This window comes from Pseudomonas sp. CAU 1711 (assembly GCF_039888625.1).
Lineage (GTDB): Bacteria > Pseudomonadota > Gammaproteobacteria > Pseudomonadales > Pseudomonadaceae > Aquipseudomonas.
This window is the reverse complement of record NZ_JBDQQT010000006.1, coordinates 60,982-78,650: the sequence shown is the minus strand read 5'-3', so window position 1 is coordinate 78,650 and position 17,669 is coordinate 60,982. Positions and strand designations below refer to the sequence as shown.

Annotated in this window: 18 protein-coding genes; 8 read left to right on the top strand and 10 right to left on the bottom strand. The window is 67.8% G+C overall.

Annotation, left to right across the window (positions count from 1 at the left end):
- The first annotated feature begins 10 nt into the window (after positions 1-10).
- A complete protein-coding gene (locus AAFN46_RS08335) occupies positions 11-745 on the top strand; it encodes a ComF family protein (protein ID WP_347808215.1) in 735 nt (244 codons plus the stop codon).
- Positions 746-782: 37 nt separating this feature from the next.
- On the top strand, positions 783-1,757 hold the full coding sequence (locus AAFN46_RS08330) for a serine/threonine protein kinase (RefSeq protein ID WP_347808214.1): 975 nt from the start codon (positions 783-785) through the stop codon (positions 1,755-1,757).
- Positions 1,758-1,866: 109 nt separating this feature from the next.
- On the opposite strand, the gene AAFN46_RS08325 is transcribed toward AAFN46_RS08330, so the two are convergent.
- Positions 1,867-2,589, bottom strand: a complete 723-nt coding sequence (locus AAFN46_RS08325; protein WP_347808213.1) for an NAD(P)-binding oxidoreductase — start codon at positions 2,587-2,589, stop codon at positions 1,867-1,869.
- A 315-nt stretch (positions 2,590-2,904) separates the two neighbouring features.
- Between AAFN46_RS08325 and rarD the strand changes: the two genes are divergently transcribed.
- A complete protein-coding gene (rarD, locus tag AAFN46_RS08320; RefSeq protein ID WP_347808212.1) occupies positions 2,905-3,801 on the top strand; it encodes an EamA family transporter RarD in 897 nt (298 codons plus the stop codon).
- Between the two features lie 433 nt (positions 3,802-4,234).
- Here rarD and AAFN46_RS08315 read toward each other — a convergent pair whose 3' ends face one another.
- Together AAFN46_RS08315 and AAFN46_RS08310 are read right to left on the bottom strand one after the other, a co-directional pair.
- Positions 4,235-4,753 (bottom strand): glycine cleavage system protein R, encoded by a 519-nt coding sequence (locus AAFN46_RS08315; RefSeq protein WP_347808211.1) that lies wholly within the window; start codon positions 4,751-4,753, stop codon positions 4,235-4,237.
- 66 nt (positions 4,754-4,819) lie between these two features.
- A complete protein-coding gene (locus tag AAFN46_RS08310; RefSeq protein ID WP_347808210.1) occupies positions 4,820-5,275 on the bottom strand; it encodes a GNAT family N-acetyltransferase in 456 nt (151 codons plus the stop codon).
- A gap of 162 nt (positions 5,276-5,437) precedes the next feature.
- On the opposite strand from AAFN46_RS08310, the gene AAFN46_RS08305 reads away from it, so the two are divergent.
- Positions 5,438-7,627 carry a malate synthase G gene (locus AAFN46_RS08305; RefSeq protein WP_347808209.1) on the top strand — a complete coding sequence of 730 codons (2,190 nt, stop codon included), beginning with the start codon at positions 5,438-5,440 and terminating at the stop codon, positions 7,625-7,627.
- A 160-nt stretch (positions 7,628-7,787) separates the two neighbouring features.
- Here the strand turns inward: AAFN46_RS08305 and speB are convergent, their stop codons facing one another.
- Positions 7,788-8,750: an agmatinase gene (gene speB, locus AAFN46_RS08300; RefSeq protein WP_347808208.1), complete on the bottom strand. Its 963-nt coding sequence runs from the start codon at positions 8,748-8,750 to the stop codon at positions 7,788-7,790.
- An 88-nt stretch (positions 8,751-8,838) separates the two neighbouring features.
- Complete coding sequence (locus AAFN46_RS08295) at positions 8,839-9,912, bottom strand: polyamine ABC transporter substrate-binding protein (protein ID WP_347808207.1); 1,074 nt, start codon at positions 9,910-9,912, stop codon at positions 8,839-8,841.
- Positions 9,913-10,054: 142 nt separating this feature from the next.
- Between AAFN46_RS08295 and AAFN46_RS08290 the strand changes: the two genes are divergently transcribed.
- A complete protein-coding gene (locus tag AAFN46_RS08290) occupies positions 10,055-10,948 on the top strand; it encodes a LysR family transcriptional regulator (protein ID WP_347808206.1) in 894 nt (297 codons plus the stop codon).
- Here AAFN46_RS08290 and AAFN46_RS08285 read toward each other — a convergent pair whose 3' ends face one another.
- Positions 10,949-11,122 carry a hypothetical protein gene (locus AAFN46_RS08285; protein WP_347808205.1) on the bottom strand — a complete coding sequence of 58 codons (174 nt, stop codon included), beginning with the start codon at positions 11,120-11,122 and terminating at the stop codon, positions 10,949-10,951.
- 194 nt (positions 11,123-11,316) lie between these two features.
- Here AAFN46_RS08285 and AAFN46_RS08280 point away from each other — a divergent pair, with 194 nt between their 5' ends.
- Positions 11,317-11,877: an NADPH-dependent FMN reductase gene (locus AAFN46_RS08280; protein WP_347808204.1), complete on the top strand. Its 561-nt coding sequence runs from the start codon at positions 11,317-11,319 to the stop codon at positions 11,875-11,877.
- A 48-nt stretch (positions 11,878-11,925) separates the two neighbouring features.
- A complete protein-coding gene (locus tag AAFN46_RS08275; protein WP_347808203.1) occupies positions 11,926-12,855 on the top strand; it encodes an ion channel in 930 nt (309 codons plus the stop codon).
- A gap of 47 nt (positions 12,856-12,902) precedes the next feature.
- Here the strand turns inward: AAFN46_RS08275 and AAFN46_RS08270 are convergent, their stop codons facing one another.
- Both AAFN46_RS08270 and AAFN46_RS08265 read right to left on the bottom strand, forming a co-directional pair.
- Positions 12,903-14,669 (bottom strand): sodium:solute symporter family protein, encoded by a 1,767-nt coding sequence (locus AAFN46_RS08270; RefSeq protein WP_347808202.1) that lies wholly within the window; start codon positions 14,667-14,669, stop codon positions 12,903-12,905.
- Between the two features lie 10 nt (positions 14,670-14,679).
- The gene (locus tag AAFN46_RS08265) at positions 14,680-14,946 is read right to left on the bottom strand and encodes a DUF4212 domain-containing protein (protein WP_347808201.1); all 267 of its coding nucleotides are present in this window, start codon (positions 14,944-14,946) and stop codon (positions 14,680-14,682) included.
- Positions 14,947-15,163: 217 nt separating this feature from the next.
- Here AAFN46_RS08265 and AAFN46_RS08260 point away from each other — a divergent pair, with 217 nt between their 5' ends.
- Positions 15,164-15,787: a glutathione S-transferase gene (locus AAFN46_RS08260; protein ID WP_347808200.1), complete on the top strand. Its 624-nt coding sequence runs from the start codon at positions 15,164-15,166 to the stop codon at positions 15,785-15,787.
- Between the two features lie 76 nt (positions 15,788-15,863).
- Here the strand turns inward: AAFN46_RS08260 and AAFN46_RS08255 are convergent, their stop codons facing one another.
- Positions 15,864-16,166 carry a hypothetical protein gene (locus AAFN46_RS08255; protein ID WP_347808382.1) on the bottom strand — a complete coding sequence of 101 codons (303 nt, stop codon included), beginning with the start codon at positions 16,164-16,166 and terminating at the stop codon, positions 15,864-15,866.
- A gap of 48 nt (positions 16,167-16,214) precedes the next feature.
- On the bottom strand, positions 16,215-17,561 hold the full coding sequence (gene creD, locus AAFN46_RS08250) for a cell envelope integrity protein CreD (protein WP_347808199.1): 1,347 nt from the start codon (positions 17,559-17,561) through the stop codon (positions 16,215-16,217).
- Between the last annotated feature and the right edge of the window lie 108 nt (positions 17,562-17,669).

Below are 17,669 nucleotides of genomic sequence, written 5' to 3'. Positions count from 1 at the left end.
GGGAAGGACCATGCGCTGTCAACCATACCGCGAGAATGCGGTTTACATCTGGACAAAAAACAAACAACAATGCCTGATCTGCAACGAGCAGACCGACACCTCGGAGCCGCTGTGCAGCGCCTGCGAGGCCGAGCTGCCCTGGCTCGGCGGGCAGTGCGGTGTCTGCGCCGTGCCGCTGCCGAGCGTCGGGCTGACCTGTGGCGCCTGCCTGCGCAGGCCGCCCGCCTTCACCCGGGTGGAGGCCGCGTGGCGCTATGCCTTTCCCGTGGACAGCCTGATCACCCGCTTCAAGCATCAGCAGCAATGGCCGATGGGACGTCTGCTCGGTGCCCTGCTGTCACATCATCTGCAGCATGCCTTCGCCGAGGGCCTGCCGCGCCCCGACCTGCTGCTGCCAGTGCCACTGGGGCGCAGGCGCCTGCGCCAGCGTGGCTTCAACCAGGCCGGCATGCTCGCCGGATGGCTCGGCAAGAGCCTGCAGCTGCCCGTGCAGGAGCACTGGCTGCAGCGCCCGCACGAGGGCGCGCACCAGCAGGAACTGGACGCCGCCGCGCGCAAGCGCAACCTGCGCCGGGCCTTCGCCCTGCATCCTCAGGCCCGGGTGGCGGGCCGGCATGTCGCGCTGGTCGACGATGTGCTGACCACCGGCGCCACCGCCGAAACCCTGGCCCGCCTGCTGCTGAAGGCCGGCGCGGCGCGGGTGGACGTCTACTGCCTGGCGCGCACCCCGAAGCCCGGCGACTGAGGCTGGGTTACACTGGGTGCCCCCGCAGGAGCCGCCCATGTCCCACCCCTTCGACGCCCTCAGCCCCGACCTGATCCTCGACGCCGTCGAGAGCCTCGGCTACCTCAGCGACGCCCGCGTGCTGGCGCTGAACAGCTACGAGAACCGCGTCTACCAGGTGGGCATCGAAGGGGAGACGCCGCTGATCGCCAAGTTCTACCGGCCGGATCGCTGGAGCGATGCGGCGATCCGCGAGGAACATGGCTTCAGCCAGGAGCTGGCCGACTGCGAGGTACCGGTGGTGGCGCCGCTGCGCCGCGATGGCGAGAGCCTGTTCGAACACGCCGGCTTTCGCTTCGCCCTGTTCCCCCGCCGCGGCGGCCGCGCCCCCGAGCCGGGCAATCTGGACCAGCTGTACCGTCTCGGCCAGCTGCTCGGCCGCCTGCACGCGGTGGGCGCCAGTCGCCCCTTCGCGCACCGCGAGACCCTGGCGGTGGACAACTTCGGTCATGCCGCGCTGGCGACCCTGCTGCAGGGCGATTTCGTCCCGCGCGCCCTGCTGCCGGCCTACGAGTCGGTGGCGCGCGACCTGCTGGGGCGCCTCGACACGCTGTTCGCCCGCGTGCGCTATACGTCGATCCGCCTGCACGGCGACTGCCATCCGGGCAACCTGCTGCACCGCGACGACGCCTTCCATATGGTCGACCTGGACGACTGTCGCATGGGCCCGGCCGTGCAGGACCTGTGGATGATGCTGGCCGGTGAGCGCCAGGAGCGCCTCGGCCAACTGTCCGAGCTGATGGATGGCTACCAGGAGTTCCACGACTTCGACAGCCGCGAGCTGGCACTGATCGAGGGCCTGCGCGCCCTGCGCCTGCTGCACCACAGCGCCTGGATCGCCCGCCGCTGGGACGACCCGGCCTTCCCCCTGGCCTTCCCCTGGTTCGCCAACGAACGCTACTGGGGCGACCAGATCCTGTCGCTGCGCGAACAGCTGGCGGCGCTCGACGAGGAGCCGCTGCGGCTGTTCTGAGCCGGCAGCCCAGACAAGCCGCCGCTTGCCGCATGGTTAGCCGCTCCAGTGGCCGCAACGGAATGCCGCGCGGGACGGACCTATGCCCATGCCGGCCAGCCCTGAGCCACTAGGCGAAGCCGTGGTTGTAGATCACCGGCATCCGCCCCCGCCACTGGCTCCAGGGCTCCTCCTCCATGAGCAAGTCGGCCATGAAGTGGGCGACGTTGATGCGACTGCTCTTGCCCGGGTTGAAAATCGCGCTGCGGGTGGGCGCGGGATGCACCTCATACGAGCTGACAGCGCCTTCATCGACCAGGCTGTCCGGCCTCACCACCGCCCACTCGATGGCATCCTCGTTCGGACCGAGATGATCCCGTAGATAGGCGGCGGCCAGCTCGTTATCCCTGTGTGGCGGCAGCAGCAGGCGGACCAGGCCAACGATGCAGCGCTGGCCCAGGGAAACAGGCTCGGCGAGGTTGCGATTGCCCGCGGTGTTCATCAGCACGAACCTGACGGGGCGGTGCGGGCGCCGCTCGCGGACGGCCTGGCACAGCCTGCGCGTAGCGTGCGCCACCAGCCGACGAGGGGAGCCATAGATTCCCCTGAGGCTCAGGTTGTGCCCCAGGCAGGAGGCGACGCCACTGCAACCCTCGACCTGCTGCGCCAGCGCATCGTCATCGAGGTCGAGCACGCTCGCCTGGACGACGGACAGCAGGGGGTGAGCGGCGAGGGCCGCGGGCAGCCTCTCCGGCGTTCGCACTATCGCCCTCACCCGCTGACCACGATCGAGCAATTCCCCGACCAGCAAGCGCCCGGTCGCCCCGCTGGCACCCACCACCAGAATCGTCATGTCTCGTCCCTGTCTTTAGTGATCGCTCGAGAGCAGGAGGTATATGCCAAGGCGGCCCATACTCTCGCCGCCTGGCATCACAGCGTAGCGCCTGCACCAGGGCCGAGGGAGTTTTCGCGGTCACGCCGATCCATCACTGGTGCCAGCCCATCGTGACAGCGCTTCTCGCAGGCACAGCGGCGCACCTGCGTAAAACCTTCCTTACAGCCAAGTCGAGCCGGCTCCCCTGGAGCAAAGCTGATCACACAGACAAACTCCCTGGTCCGGCACTAGAATCGACGCGCTTTGTTAGCCGCCTAACCACCAAGGAAAATCATGGCCACCGCCCACCCCACCCGGGGTTATACCCTCGGCATCGCCGCCTACATCATCTGGGGCCTGTTCCCGCTCTACTTCAAGGCCATCCAGGCGGTTCCCGCGCTGGAGATCGTGGTGCACCGGGCGCTGTGGTCGGCGCTGTTCGGCATGCTCCTGCTGCAGCTGTGGAAGCATCCGGGCTGGTGGCGCGAACTGCGCGCCAATCCCAGGCGCCTGGCGGTGCTGACCGCCAGCGGCCTGCTGATCGCCAGCAACTGGCTGGTCTATGTCTGGGCGGTGAACAACGGGCGCATGCTGGAGGCCAGCCTGGGCTACTACATCAACCCGCTGATCAACGTGCTGCTCGGCATGCTGCTGCTCGGCGAGCGCCTGCGCCGCCTGCAGTGGGTCGCCGTGACACTGGCCGCGCTGGGCGTGCTGCAACAGTTGTGGCAGGTCGGCAGCATCCCCTGGGTGTCGCTGGTACTGGCGCTGACCTTCGGCTTCTACGGCCTGATCCGCAAGCAGGCGCCGGTGGCCGCCCTGCCCGGCCTGGTGGTGGAAACCTGGCTGCTGCTGCCGCTGGCGCTCGGCTGGCTGCTCCTGCATCCGGCCGCGGTCAGCACCCAGGCGGGCTTCTGGGGCAGCGGCGAGGCGCTCTGGCTGATCGCCGCCGGCCCCATCACCCTGGTGCCGCTGCTGTGCTTCAACGCCGCCGCCCGCCACCTGCCCTACACCACCCTGGGCTTCCTGCAGTATCTGGCGCCGACCCTGGTGCTGCTACAGGCGGTGCTGCTGTTCGGCGAGACCCTGGAGTCGAGCAAGCTGCTGTCCTTCGTGTGCATCTGGGCGGCGCTGCTGATCTACAGCCTGGATATCTGGCTGGGTGTGCGCCGCCGCGGGCAGATCGCCTAAAAAACCAGCGACCATGGCAAAGCCGCGCCGGCCCTGGCCTGGCGCGCTCGATCCCGCCCTTGTCCACAGAGACATCCCCAGCCTTTGTGCACAACCTACTGATATTGCTGTTTTTTTGAGCGAGGCACGGCGATCCGCGACACGCCAGCGGCGCGGCGCCCTGCCCCCAGTCTGCGCACAGACTCATCCACAGCCGCTGGGGATATTCTCGCCCCATCGGCACTGATCGGAAAACGTTCAAGCGCCGCCGCACCACAGGGGACGCGGCCTGCGCCGATTTATCCCCAGGGCACCCACAGAGTCACCCCCGATCCTTGTGCACAAGCCACTGATCTTGAAGGTTTTTTAACCAGGCAAAGGAAAGCCCCGGGGCACTAGTCGGTGCGCCGGGGCTCCCCAGTCTGTCCACAGCTTGATCCACGCCAGCGGTGGATCATTCCTCGCTGCGCAGGTTCAGCTCCACCATCAGGTCGTCGGCCAGGGTCTCGAGCTTGTCCTGCAGCACGTCCAGCGACAGGCTCAGCGGCACCGCCAGCAGGGCCTGGGCATGGAACAGCGGCTCGCTGCTCATCGGCGCCGGCACCACCTCGGTGGTCAGGCTCTCCAGGTTGACGCCGTGCTCGGCCAGCAGGCGGGTGATGTCGCGGACGATGCCCGGGCGGTCGTTGCCGACCAGGTCCAGGTGAATCGGCTTCCAGGTGCAGGCCGGCTCGATGCCGCTCTCCGCCACCAGCACGCGGATGCCCTGGCTGCCCAGCGCCTGCAGGCCCTCGACCAGCTCGTCGTAGCCCTCGGCCGGCACCGCCACCTTGAGGATGCCGGCGAACTGCCCGGCCATCCGCGACATGCGGCTCTCCAGCCAGTTGCCGCCATGGGCGGCGATGCACTGGGCGATGCGTTCGACCAGCCCCGGCTGGTCCTGGGCGATGACGGTGAGTACCAGATGATCCATGAAAACCTCTCGTGATCCGGATGGAGATGCGCGACGCGAGCCGGCCTCGCGCCTCGGGAACAGAGCTCAAGCCGAGCCGGTCAGTCCGAGCCAGTAGGTATAGAACACCTCATCGCGCACATAGCCAAGCTTTTCATAGAGCGCCTGGCCGGCCAGGTTATCCTTCGCCGTTTCCAGCTGCAGGCCACAGGCGCCATTGGCCTCGGCATGGGCGCGGGCGGCATTCATCAGCGCCTCGGCCAGGCCCTGGCGGCGCCCGTGCGGATGCACGTACAGATCGCTGAGCAGGAAGGCCGGCGCCAGCTGCAGCGAGGCGAAGAACGGATACAGCTGGACGAAGCCCAGCGCCCTGCCCGCCTCGTCGCGCGCGAGGAACAGCGCCGAGTCGGCGCGCTGCAGGCGGTCGGCGAGAAAGGCGCGGACTTCGCCGGGGTCGCGCGGGACCCGGTAGAAGTCCAGGTAGCCGGCGAACAGCTCGGCCAGTTCGGGCAGATCGGCTGGCATGGCGCGGTCGATGCGCATGATCGGATTCCAAAGCCTGGGAAGCCCGCAGTATAGCCAGCCGCGCCATGCGCCCAATGGTCGCAGTTTGTGACTGATTTTTCCGGATGAGTCATGTAGTATCCGCCGACTCTTACTACAAGGCCCTTTCCGGCCCTGTTTAGCATCACAGTGAGGCAAGCAATGACTGAGCGCGTTCAAGTAGGTGGTCTGCAGGTCGCCAAGGCCCTTTACGACTTCATCAACAACGAAGCCATCCCGGGTACCGGCATCGCCGCCGACCAGTTCTGGGCCGGCGCCGAAGCCGTGATCAACGAGCTGGCTCCGAAGAACCGCGCCCTGCTGGCCAAACGCGACGAGCTGCAAGCCAAGATCGACGCCTGGCACCAGGCGCGCAAGGGCCAGGCGCACGACGCCGCCGCCTACAAGGCCTTCCTCCAGGAAATCGGCTATCTGCTGCCCGAGCCGGCCGACTTCCAGGCCAGCACGCAGAACGTCGACGACGAGATCGCCCGCCTGGCCGGCCCGCAGCTGGTGGTTCCGGTGATGAACGCGCGCTTCGCCCTGAACGCCTCCAACGCCCGCTGGGGCTCGCTGTACGACGCCCTCTACGGCACCGACGTGATCAGCGAGGAAGGCGGCGCCGAGAAGGGCAAGGGCTACAACAAGGTGCGCGGTGACAAGGTGATCGCCTTCGCCCGCGCCTTCCTCGACGAGGCCGCGCCGCTGGAAGGCGCCTCCCATGTCGACGCAGCCGCCTATGCAGTGAAGAACGGCCAGCTTGCCGTGACCATGAAGAACGGCAGCGAAGTCGGCCTGCAGAACGCCGAGCAGTTCGTCGCCTTCCAGGGCGAGGCCGCCAAGCCTGTGGCCGTGCTGCTCAAGCACAACGGCCTGCACTTCGAGATCCAGATCGACCCGAACAGCCCGATCGGCAGCACCGACGCCGCCGGCGTGAAGGACGTGCTGATGGAATCCGCGCTGACCACCATCATGGACTGCGAAGACTCCGTGGCCGCCGTCGACGCCGACGACAAGGTGGTGGTCTACCGCAACTGGCTGGGCCTGATGAAGGGCGACCTGGCCGAACAGGTGTCCAAGGGCGGCAGCACCTTCACCCGCACCATGAACCCGGACCGCGTCTACACCAAGGCCGACGGCTCCGAGCTGGTGCTGCACGGCCGCTCCATGCTGTTCGTGCGCAACGTCGGCCACCTGATGACCAACCCGGCCATCCTCGACGCCGCCGGCAACGAGATTCCGGAAGGCATCCAGGACGGCCTGTTCACCAGCCTGATCGCCATCCACAACCTCAACGGCAACACCACCCGCAAGAACAGCCGCACCGGCAGCGTGTACATCGTCAAGCCGAAGATGCACGGCCCGGAAGAAGTGGCCTTCGCCTGCGAGATCTTCTCGCGCGTCGAGGACGTGCTGGGCCTGGCGCGCAACACCCTGAAGGTCGGCATCATGGACGAGGAGCGCCGCACCACCGTCAACCTCAAGGCCTGCATCAAGGCCGCCGCCGAGCGCGTGGTGTTCATCAACACCGGCTTCCTCGACCGCACCGGTGACGAGATCCACACCTCCATGGAAGCCGGCGCCATGGTGCGCAAGGCCGCCATGAAGAGCGAGAAGTGGATCGGCGCCTACGAGAACAACAACGTCGACATCGGCCTGGCCACCGGCCTGCAGGGTCGCGCGCAGATCGGCAAGGGCATGTGGGCCATGCCCGATCTGATGGGCGCCATGCTCGAGCAGAAGATCATGCACCCGATGGCCGGCGCCAACACCGCCTGGGTGCCGTCGCCGACCGCCGCCACCCTGCACGCCCTGCACTACCACAAGGTCGACGTGTTCGCCCGCCAGGCCGAACTGGCCAAGCGCGCCCCGGCCTCGGTCGACGACATCCTGACCATCCCGCTGGCGCCGAACACCGACTGGAGCGCCGAGGAGATCCAGAACGAACTGGACAACAACGCCCAGGGCATCCTCGGCTATGTGGTGCGCTGGATCGACCAAGGCGTCGGCTGCTCCAAGGTGCCGGACATCAACGACGTCGGCCTGATGGAAGACCGCGCCACCCTGCGCATCTCCAGCCAGCTGCTGGCCAACTGGCTGCGCCACGGCGTGGTCAGCGAGGCGCAGATCGTCGAGAGCCTCAAGCGCATGGCCCTGGTGGTCGACCGGCAGAACGCCCACGACCCGCTGTACCGCCCGATGGCGCCGGACTTCGACAGCAACATCGCCTTCCAGGCCGCCCTGGAACTGGTGGTCGAAGGCACCCGACAGCCGAACGGCTACACCGAGCCGGTGCTGCACCGCCGCCGCCGCCAATTCAAGGAAGCGACCAAGGCCACCAACGGCCTCTGATCGCGCAGCAACGAAAAAGCCGCCCCTCGGGGCGGCTTTTTCGTATCTATCGAGTTCGCCATTCAAAACGGCAGCATCGGGCGCGCTCCCCTCTCCCGCCGGGAGAGGGGCCGGGGGTGAGGGATAGCGACAGCCCCTCTGAGCCCCCGCCCCCAACAGTTCAACGCTCGCCCAGCTTATGCCGCGCGGCATACAGGCAGATCATCTCCATCGCCAGGGTCGCGCCGGCCAGGGCGGTGACTTCGGCGTTGTCGTAGGGCGGCGCCACCTCCACCACATCCATGCCGACCAGGTTGATGCCGCGCAGGCCACGCAGTATCTCCAGGGCCTGGTGGCTGGAAAGGCCGCCGCATACCGGGGTGCCGGTGCCGGGGGCGAAGGCCGGGTCGAGGCAGTCGATGTCGAAGGTCAGGTACACCGGCCGGTCGCCGACCCGGGCGCGGATCAGTTCGGCGATCTGCTCCGGCGTGCTGCGGTTGACCTGGCGCGCGTCCAGCACCGCAAAGCCCATCACGTCGTCGTTGGTGGTGCGCAGGCCGACCTGCACCGAGCACGCCGGATCGACCAGGCCCTCCCTGGCGGCGTGGTAGAACATGGTGCCGTGGTCGATGCGCCGGCCCTCCTCGTCCGGCCAGGTGTCGCTGTGCGCGTCGAAGTGGATCAGCGCCAGCTGGCCGTGCTTCTTGGCATGCGCCTTGAGCAACGGGTAGCTGATGAAGTGGTCGCCGCCCAGGGTGAGCATGGCGCAGCCGGCTTCGAGGATGCGCTCGGCATGGGCCTCGATCACCGCCGGCGTTTCCTGCGGGGTGCCGTGGTCGAAGTGGCAGTCGCCGTAGTCGATGCAGGCCAGCAGGTCGAAGGGGTCGAACTCCCAGGGATAGTGACGGGCCCAGGCCGACTGGATCGAGGCGGCGCGGATGGCGCGCGGCCCGAAGCGGCTGCCGGGCCGGTTGGTGGTGGCGGTGTCGAAGGGCACGCCGCTGACCACCAGATCCACACCTTGCAGATCTCTGGTGTAGCGCCGACGCATAAAGCTGGTGATGCCGGCGTAGGTCGGCTCGGCACTGGTGCCGTAGAGGCTGGGACGGGTGATGGCCTGGTCGTTGTCGAAGGCGTGGTCCATGGTCGCTTACTCATTGGAACGGACCGCTCATGGCCGGAGCGGTCATACGGCATCTCAGAAATCACGCGGGCAGATGCTTCGCGAGCAGTCAGTACTGGGTGCGGAAACCGGCCCACAGACGGGTGCGTTCGCGCTGGGCGCGTAGCGGCAGGACACGCTCGGCGAACAGCTTGGCGCGCACCTCGCGCGGCGGGTAGATGTCCGGGTCGCCGCTCACCGCGGGGTCCAGCAGGGGGGTGGCCGCGCGGTTGGCGTTGGCGAAGTACAGCGAGTTGGTCAGCTCGGCGATGGCCTCGGGCCTGAGCATGTAGTCGATGAAGGCGCGCGCGGCCCCGGGATGCGGCGCGTCGACCGGGATGGCCATGGTGTCGAACCAGATCAGCGTGCCCTCGCGCGGAATGCGGTAGATCACCTCGAAGGGTTGCTTGGCCTCGGCGGCGCGGGCGGCGGCCATGCCGGCGTCGCCGGTGTAGGTCAGCGCCAGGCAGATCTCGCCCTTGGCCAGGTCGTCGATGTGCCGCGCCGTGGCCACGTAACGCAGGTTGGGCTGCAACTCGGCGAGCAGCTGCCTGACCGCCTGCAGATCGCCCGAAGCATGGGAGTAAGGCTGCTTGCCCAGGTAGTTGAGAGCGATGGCCACCACCTCCTGCGGCGAGTCCAGCACGGCGACGCCGCAGTCCTTGAGCTTGCCGGCGTATTCCGGCTTGAACAGCAAATCGAGGCTGTCCAGCGCCACCCCGGGCAGGCGCTTCTCCACCGCCTGGCGGTTGATACCGAGGCCGACCGTGCCCCAGGTGTAGGGCACGCCGAAGCGGTTGCCGGGGTCGATGTAAGCCAGCTTGGCCAGCATCTCCGGGTCGAGGTTGGCGGCATTGCCGAGCTCGCCCACCGGTTGCACGGCCTTGGCCTGGATGGCCCGGGCCAGGCCGCTGGAGGCGGGGAAGACGACGTCGTAGCCGCTGCCGCCGGTGAGCAGCTTGGCATCCAGCACCTCGGCACTGTCGAAGGTGTCGTACTTGACCTGGATGCCGGTCTCGGCCTGGAAGCGCGCGAGCGCCTCGGGCGCCACATAGTCGGCCCAGTTGTACAGGTTCAGGTTCTTTTCCGCCGCCTGCAGCGGCAGGGCGCAGGCGATCAGCAACAGACTGGCGGTGAGGCGCATGGCGAATTCCTCCGGCGGTTCAGGGCGGGTCCGGCCCACTGCTGGGGCCTGAGCGACGGGATCATCCTGCGCCGGCATTTGCTTCCGATAAATACGAAGTGATCTACTCTGGAATCTACAACTATCAATGTATGGAGCCGCCATGCTCAGCCAGCTGCGCGACCTCGACCTGCAACTGCTGCGCCTGTTCGTCACCGTGGTGGAGAGCGGCGGCTTCAGCGCCGCCCAGGGCGAGCTGGGCATCGGCCAGTCGACCATCAGCACGCAGATGGCCAAGCTGGAGACGCGCCTGGGCTTTCGCCTGTGCGAGCGTGGCAAGGCCGGCTTCCGCCTGACGCCCAAGGGCGAGCAGGTGCTGGCCGCCACCCGCCGCCTGTTCGCCGCCATCGAGCTGTTCAAGGGCGAGGCCCAGGGCATGGCCGACAAGCTGCTCGGCGAGCTGCACGTCGGCCTCTCCGAGGCCCTGGCCGACGAGGTGCTGGAGCGGCTCGGCGCGGCCATCGGGCTGTTCCGCCGGCGCAACCAGGCGGTGCAGATCGAGCTGCTCAGCGCCATGCCCGCCGAGCTGGAGCGCCGCCTGCTGCAGGGCCAGCTGCAGCTCGCCATCGGCTACTTCTCCGGCAGCCAGACGGCGCTGGACTATCGCTCGCTGTTCCGCGAGCGCCAGCAGCTGTACTGCGGCCGTGGCCACCCGCTGTTCGCCCGGGCGCCGGTCGAACTCGCCGAGCTGGAGCCGTGCGATGGCGTGCTGCACCCCTACCGCTTCATCGTCGCCGACGAGCCCTGGCAGGCCGGCGTCAGCAGCGCGCGCAGCGAACAGGTCGAGGGCTGCCTGGCCTTCATCCTCTCCGGTGCCCATATCGGCTACCTGCCCGGCCATGTCGCCGCGCCCTGGGAGGCACGCGGCCAACTGCGCGCCCTGCTGCCCGGACGCCTGGGCTACGAGATCGACTTCCGCCTGGCTCGCCATCGCGCGCGCAGCCCCAGCGAGGCGCAGCGGGCGCTGGAAGAGGACCTGCTGGCGGCCTTCGCCTGATCAGCGTCGCGACGACTGCCGTTCCTCGGCCGAAGCCAGACGCGCGGCGAGATCGTCGATGACCCGCAGGGTCAGCTCGATCTCCTCGTGAATGCGCGGCGGCAGCGGGGGCGCGGCCTCCGGCTCCTCGGCCTCCAGTTGATAACGCGGGTCGAACAGCTCATGGGGATGCATGGCGAAATCCTCAACAGTGGTGGACTGTCGGCAGTTCGGTAGGCAGATGAGTCGTTCTTGTCGGGTCAGGCTGCGCGCACGGAGTGACCGCCGTGTGAAGGGCGCCCGGTCAATTTCTGCGCAATCCGAACCTTCGTCAAGCCGTGCCTGACTATAGTTCCAGCTCAGACACCCACTGTGACGAGGGAGTTCGCATGAGCAAGGCATACAAGGTGGCCGTCCTGGTGGGCAGCCTGCGCAAGGCCTCGATCAACCGCAAGCTGGCACTGGCCCTGACCCAACTGGCGCCACCCTCGCTGCAGATGGAACTGGTCGAGATCGGCGAGCTGCCGCTGTACAACGAGGATATCGATATCAGCCCGGCGCCCGAGGCCTATAGCCGCTTTCGCGAGCAACTGCGCGGTGCCGATGCCCTGCTGTTCGTCACCCCCGAGTACAACCGCTCGATGCCGGGCGCGATGAAGAACGCCATAGACGTCGGCTCGCGCCCCTATGGCCAGAGCGTGTTCGCCGGCAAGCCGGGCGCCGTGCTGACGGCCTCCCCGGGCGCCATCGGCGGCTTCGGCGCCAATCACCACCTGCGTCAGTCGATGGTCTTTCTCGACGTGCGCATGATGCAGCAGCCCGAGGCCTACCTGGGCGGCGCCGGCAAGTTCTTCGACGAGCAGGGCAAGCTGGACGAGGCTATCGAGGGCCTGCTGCAGAAGTTCATCGACGCCTATGCCGCCTGGGTGGACGCGCACATCGCAGGCTAAGACGCTTGCGCGCGACTAGGCTTGGCAGATACCCTGCGAGGCCTGCCCATGAACACCGAGACGCCGAACGACGACTTCTGGCTGTCCCCCAGTCAGGACCGACACCAAGCCGAAGATCTGTGCACGGCACTGGAGCAGCGCGCGCGCAGCGGCGCGCCGATGCTGGGATTCCAGCTCAAGCACGCCACGCTCGCCGGCATCAACCTGGTCAACCACGGTCAGCGCCAGGGCTTCGTGCTGCGGGGCGCCGACCTGTATCGCGCCGACCTGCAGGGGGCGCACCTGTTCGCCCTCGACCTGCGCGGCAGCTCGCTGATGAAGGCCGACCTGCGCGACGCCAACCTGCACTGCGCCGACCTGCGCGACTGCAACCTGCTGGGCGTGCGCCTGGAGGGCGCGCGGCTGGACAACGTGCTCTGGGACCGACGCCTGATCCAGGAGCGCAAGGGCCGCGAACGGCGCGCGGCCGGCGACGGCGATAGCGCGCGGCAGTTGTTCGAGGAGGCCGAGGAGACCTATCGCAACCTGCGCCTGCGCCTGGAGAAGGCCGGGCTGTTCGAGCAGGCCGGGCAGTTCTTCCATCGCGAGATGGTCATGCGCCGCCTGCAGATGCCGCGCCTGTCCGGGCGCCGCGCGCTGTCCTGGCTGGTCGACCTGTTCTGCGGCTACGGCGAGAAGCCGCTCAACGTGGTGCTGTTCTCCCTCGGCCTGGTGCTGGTCTGCGGCCTGCTGTACTTCATGGTCGGCGTGCGCCACGGCGACCTGCCGCTGGGCCTGGCCCTGGAACGCGGCCTGGCGGAGAACCTGATGGACCTGCTCGACTGCCTCTACTACAGCGTGGTGACCTTCACCACCCTGGGCTACGGCGACATCACGCCACACGGGCTGGCGCGCCCCATCGCCGCCTTCGAGGCCTTCGTCGGCAGCTTCACCATGGCCCTGTTCGTGGTGGTTTTCGTGAAGAAGATGACCCGCTGAAACGACAACGCCCCGGCGAGCCGGGGCGCTGCTTCACGGGCGGCTCATCAGTGGTCGAGGGCGGCGCCGGCACCACGCGGGATGCGGATGTCCTCGACCAGGTGCTGGATGCGCTCCGGCGGCGAGGAGGTCAGCTTGGCCACCAGGATGGCGGCGGCGAAGTTGAAGATCATCCCCAGGGTGCCGATGCCTTCCGGCGAGATGCCGAACCACCAGTCCGCGGCAGTGGCGCTCGGCTCGATGAACTTGAAGTAGACGATGTAGCTGAAGGTGAAGGCCAGGCCCACCACCATGCCGGCGATCGCCCCTTCCTTGTTCATGCTCTTGGAGAAGATGCCCATGACGATGGCCGGGAAGAACGAGGCCGCCGCCAGGCCGAAGGCGAACGCCACCACCTGGGCGACGAAGGCCGGCGGATAGATGCCGAACAGCCCGGCGATCACCACCGCCACGCCGGCGGCGATGCGCGCGGCGAGCAGCTCGCCCTTCTCGCTGATGTCCGGCTTGATGTTGCTCTTCAGCAGGTCGTGGGAGATCGAGGTGGAGATCACCAGCAGCAGGCCGGCGGCGGTGGACAGCGCGGCGGCCAGGCCGCCGGCGGCGATCAGGGCGATCACCCAGCCCGGCAGGTCTGCGATTTCCGGGTTGGCCAGGACCATGATGTCGCGGTCCACGTACAGCTCGGTGGCGGCCTCGGTCGGCGCATTGGTCAGCAGACGCTCGCCATGGGCACCCTTCTCGGCGGAGAAGGTCGGGCTGCCTGCGAACGGCGCGCCCGGGCCGTACTGGATGACGCCGTCGTTGTTCTTGTCCAGCCAGCCGATCAGCCCGGCGTTCTCCCAGGTCTTGAACCAGGCCGGTGCCTGCTCGTAGCTGACGTTGGGAATCGAGGTCAGCAGGTTGGTGCGGGCGAAGGCGGCCACGGCCGGGGCGGTGGTGTAGAGGATGGCGATGAACAGCAGGGCGTAGCCGGCCGACTTGCGCGCGTCCTTCACCGTCGGGGTGGTGAAGAAGCGCACTATCACGTGCGGCAGGCCGGCGGTGCCGACCATCAGCGCCATGGTGATGAAGAACACGTCGAGGGTCGACTTGCTGCCATCGGTGTAGGCGCTGAAGCCCAGCTCGGCGCCCAGGCCGTTGAGGCGTTCCAGCACGCTCTGCCCGGTGCCGCTGGCCTCGCTGCCGAAGCCCAGCTGCGGGATCGGGTTGCCGGTGATCAGCAGGGAGATGAAGATGGCCGGCACCATGTAGGCGAAGATCATCACGCAGTACTGCGCCACCTGGGTGTAGGTGATGCCCTTCATGCCGCCCAGCACCGAGTAGAAGAACACGATGGCCATGCCGATCATCACGCCGGTGTTGATGTCCACTTCCAGGTAGCGCGAGAAGACGATGCCGACGCCGCGCATCTGCCCGGCCACGTAGGTGAAGGAGATGAAGATCACGCAGATCACCGCCACCACCCGCGCGGTCTGCGAGTAGTAACGCTCGCCGATGAACTCGGGCACGGTGAACTTGCCGAACTTGCGCAGGTAGGGCGCCAGGCACATGGCCAGGAGCACGTAGCCGCCGGTCCAGCCCATCAGGTAGACCGAGCCGTCGTAGCCGGCGAAGGCGATGATGCCGGCCATGGAGATGAAGGAGGCGGCGCTCATCCAGTCGGCGCCGGTGGCCATGCCGTTCATCACCGGGTGCACGCCCTTGCTGGCCACGTAGTACTCGCCGGTGGAACCGGCGCGGGTCCAGATGGCGATGCCGATGTACAGCGCGAAGGTGGCGCCGACCACCAGGTAGATCAGGGTCTGGGTATCCATGGTCTCGGCCTCAGTCTTCGTGGACGTCGTACTTGCGGTCGAGCCGATTCATCTTCCACACGTAGAAGAAGATCATGACCACGAAGGCGTAGATGGAGCCCTGCTGGGCGAACCAGAACCCGAGCGGGAAGCCGAAGAACTGGATGGCGTTGAGCTGCTCGACGAAGAGGATGCCGGCGCCGTAGGACACGGCGAACCAGATCGCCAGCAACGTCAGCATCAGCCTGAGGTTTTCTTTCCAGTAGGCGGCAGCCGCCTCTTGCTTGGACAGGGACATGGGGACCTCCGGGTAATTGTTTTTGTAGTTGGGGCCCCCTGACCCTAGCAGCCGGGCGTCGCGCGGCCCTTGCGACTTTAGTCGCAGGGGCCCTGCAGCCGGCGTGCTTGAGCCCTCGCCCGCGGCCGGCTACGACCAAGGTCGCAGACGCACGAGCATTTGCAGGCTGGCCAAGCAGCTGCCAGCCTGAGAGAACCCACGCCAGCGGAGCCTCGCCATGAGCACCATGACCCTGTTCCACTCCCCCGCCTCGCCCTTCGTGCGCAAGGTGCGGGTGCTGCTGCACGAGACCGGCCAGCAGGAGCGCGTCGCCCTGCAGGAAGTGCAGACCAGCCCGGTCGCCCCCAGTCCGGAACTGCTGGCCGGCAATCCGGCCGGCAAGATCCCCGCCCTGCGCCTGGCCGACGGCAGCGTGCTGCACGACAGCCGGGTGATTCTCGACTACCTCGACAGCCAGCATGTCGGCGAGCCGCTGATTCCGGCCGCCGGCCATGCGCGCTGGCGCCGCCTGACCCTGGCCTCGCTGGCCGACGCCATGCTCGACGCCGCCGTGCTGCTGCGCTACGAACAGGCCCTGCGCCCCGCGGACAAGCGCTGGGACGAGTGGAGCGCGGCGCAACTGGAGAAGATCGAGCACAGCCTGGCCTACTTCGAGCGCGAAGCCCTGGCCGAGATCGACAGCCGCTTCGACATCGCCGCCATCGGCCTGGCCTGCGCGCTCGGCTATCTCGACCTGCGCCAGCCGCAGCTGGCCTGGCGCGAGCGCTACCCGGGGCTGGCCGCCTGGTTCGCCGAGGTCGAGCGGCGCCCGTCGATGCTGGCCAGCGCCCCCAGCCGCTGACGGGCGAACAGCCCGGCGATGCGCCGCGCCAGCAGGTGGCCCCGGCGCGCCTCCTCGCGCAGGCCGACATGCCCGCTCATCGCCAGTACCACAGGCGGAAGAAGCCGGCGCCCAGCAGCAGCGCCACCTGGCCCAGCGCCGCACACAGCTGCAGGAAGGAGCGCACGTGGGGGTTGCCGGCGGCATCGGCGAAGCCGGTAAGGCTCTCCCAGAAGCCGGCCGGCAGCAGCTCCAGGGCCAGCCAGGCCAGCGGCCGGCCGGTGAAGTTGAGGCCGTGGATCAGGTCGAACTGGCCGAAGAACATCAGGCCGATCAGCAGCACTCCGGCCACCACCAGGCCGAGCGCACAGCAGGCACAGAACTGCATCAGCAAACGCAACATGGCGATCTCCTCGCAGGGCGCGGCAGCGGCCGCGCCCGATAGTTGTCAGACGGCGGCCGGCTTGCTCAGGCCGTACCAGTCGAGCTTGCGGGTCAGCACCATCACCGCGGCGAGCAGGCCGAACACCAGCAGCGAGCCCATCAGCAGGGCGTAGTCCTCGGCGCTGAGCAGGGCGTAGAGCATGGCGTAGAGGCCGGCCAGGGCGACGCTGAAGCCGCCGCCGCGCCACCAGCTGCGCAGCACATGGCTGACGTAGAAGCCGATCAGCGCGACGCAGGCCGAGGCGGCCAGGGCGTAGGCGCGGGCGAACTCCATGTGCTCGGCCAGCGACAGCAGCAGCAGGTAGAACATGGCCAGGGCAAGGCCCACCAGGCCGTACTGCACCGGGTGCACGGCCAGGCGCTTGAGCACCTCGAACAAGAAGAAGCCGGCGAAGGTCAGGGCGATGAACAGCAGGGCGTACTTCAGCGCGCGATCGCTCTTCAGGTACTGGTCCACCGGGTCGACGAAGCTGACGCCGAAATGGCGGTTCTTCAGCTCCCAGCACTCCTGGCCCAGCGCGCAGTCGCTCAACACTTCCTGCAGGTTGGTGGCGAAGAAGCTGGTCTGCCAGCGCGCCTTGAAGCCCTTGGCATCGATCTCCCGCTCGCCGGGCAGGTAGGCACCGACGAAGCTCGGGTGCGGCCAGTCGGCCTCCAGATCGACCAGCGTCTCGCGGCCTACCGGTACGATGTTCAGCTCGCCGGTGCCCTGCAGCAGCAGGTCGAAGGCGAAATCCAGGCGCCGGCCCTGGTGAATGTCGGCCACCGCCAGCGGCAGCGGCGCATGCACGCCTGCTCCGAGCAGGCTGGTGGCGCTGCCGGGCTGGAACGCCAGCTTGCGCCCGTCCTGCTCCAGCACCAGGTTGTTCTTGATGCCGCGGATATCGCTGATGCCGAGGCTGACGAAGGGCTCGCCGAAGCGATAGTCGGCCACATCCTCGCTGATGCCGAAGTTGGCCGGCACCTCGAAATGCCCGGAGAGACGGCTGTTGCTGTGGAACAGCCGCGCCTGGTAGATACCGCGCGCGCGCAGCTCGGTGGTCACCGTGCCACCCAGGGTGAAACGCTCCGGCAGGAAGTACAGGCGCCCGGAGCGCTCGCTCTCCTCCAGGTAGCGCTCGCCGGTGTTGACGTGGGTCTTCCAGTTGCGCTCGGTCTTGCGGTAGGGCACCACCAGCAGCGGGCCGGTGATGGTCTGGCTATGGCTGGAACTGCGCGCGATGTCCTCCAGCACGCGGTCGCGCAGGGACTGACGCTCCTCGACCATGCCGTCGATCATCAGGATGGGAATCATCAGCAGAATGATCAGCGCGGCGATGGCGCCGAGCTTGATCAACAGATTGCGGCTCATTCGAACTCTCCTTGGGTTGGACCGTGGGGAGAGTCTCGACGGCGCCAATGGCGGCGCCATGCGGGCTGTATGGAGACTGTGTGGAGTTTGTGTGGCAAGCCGCGCAGT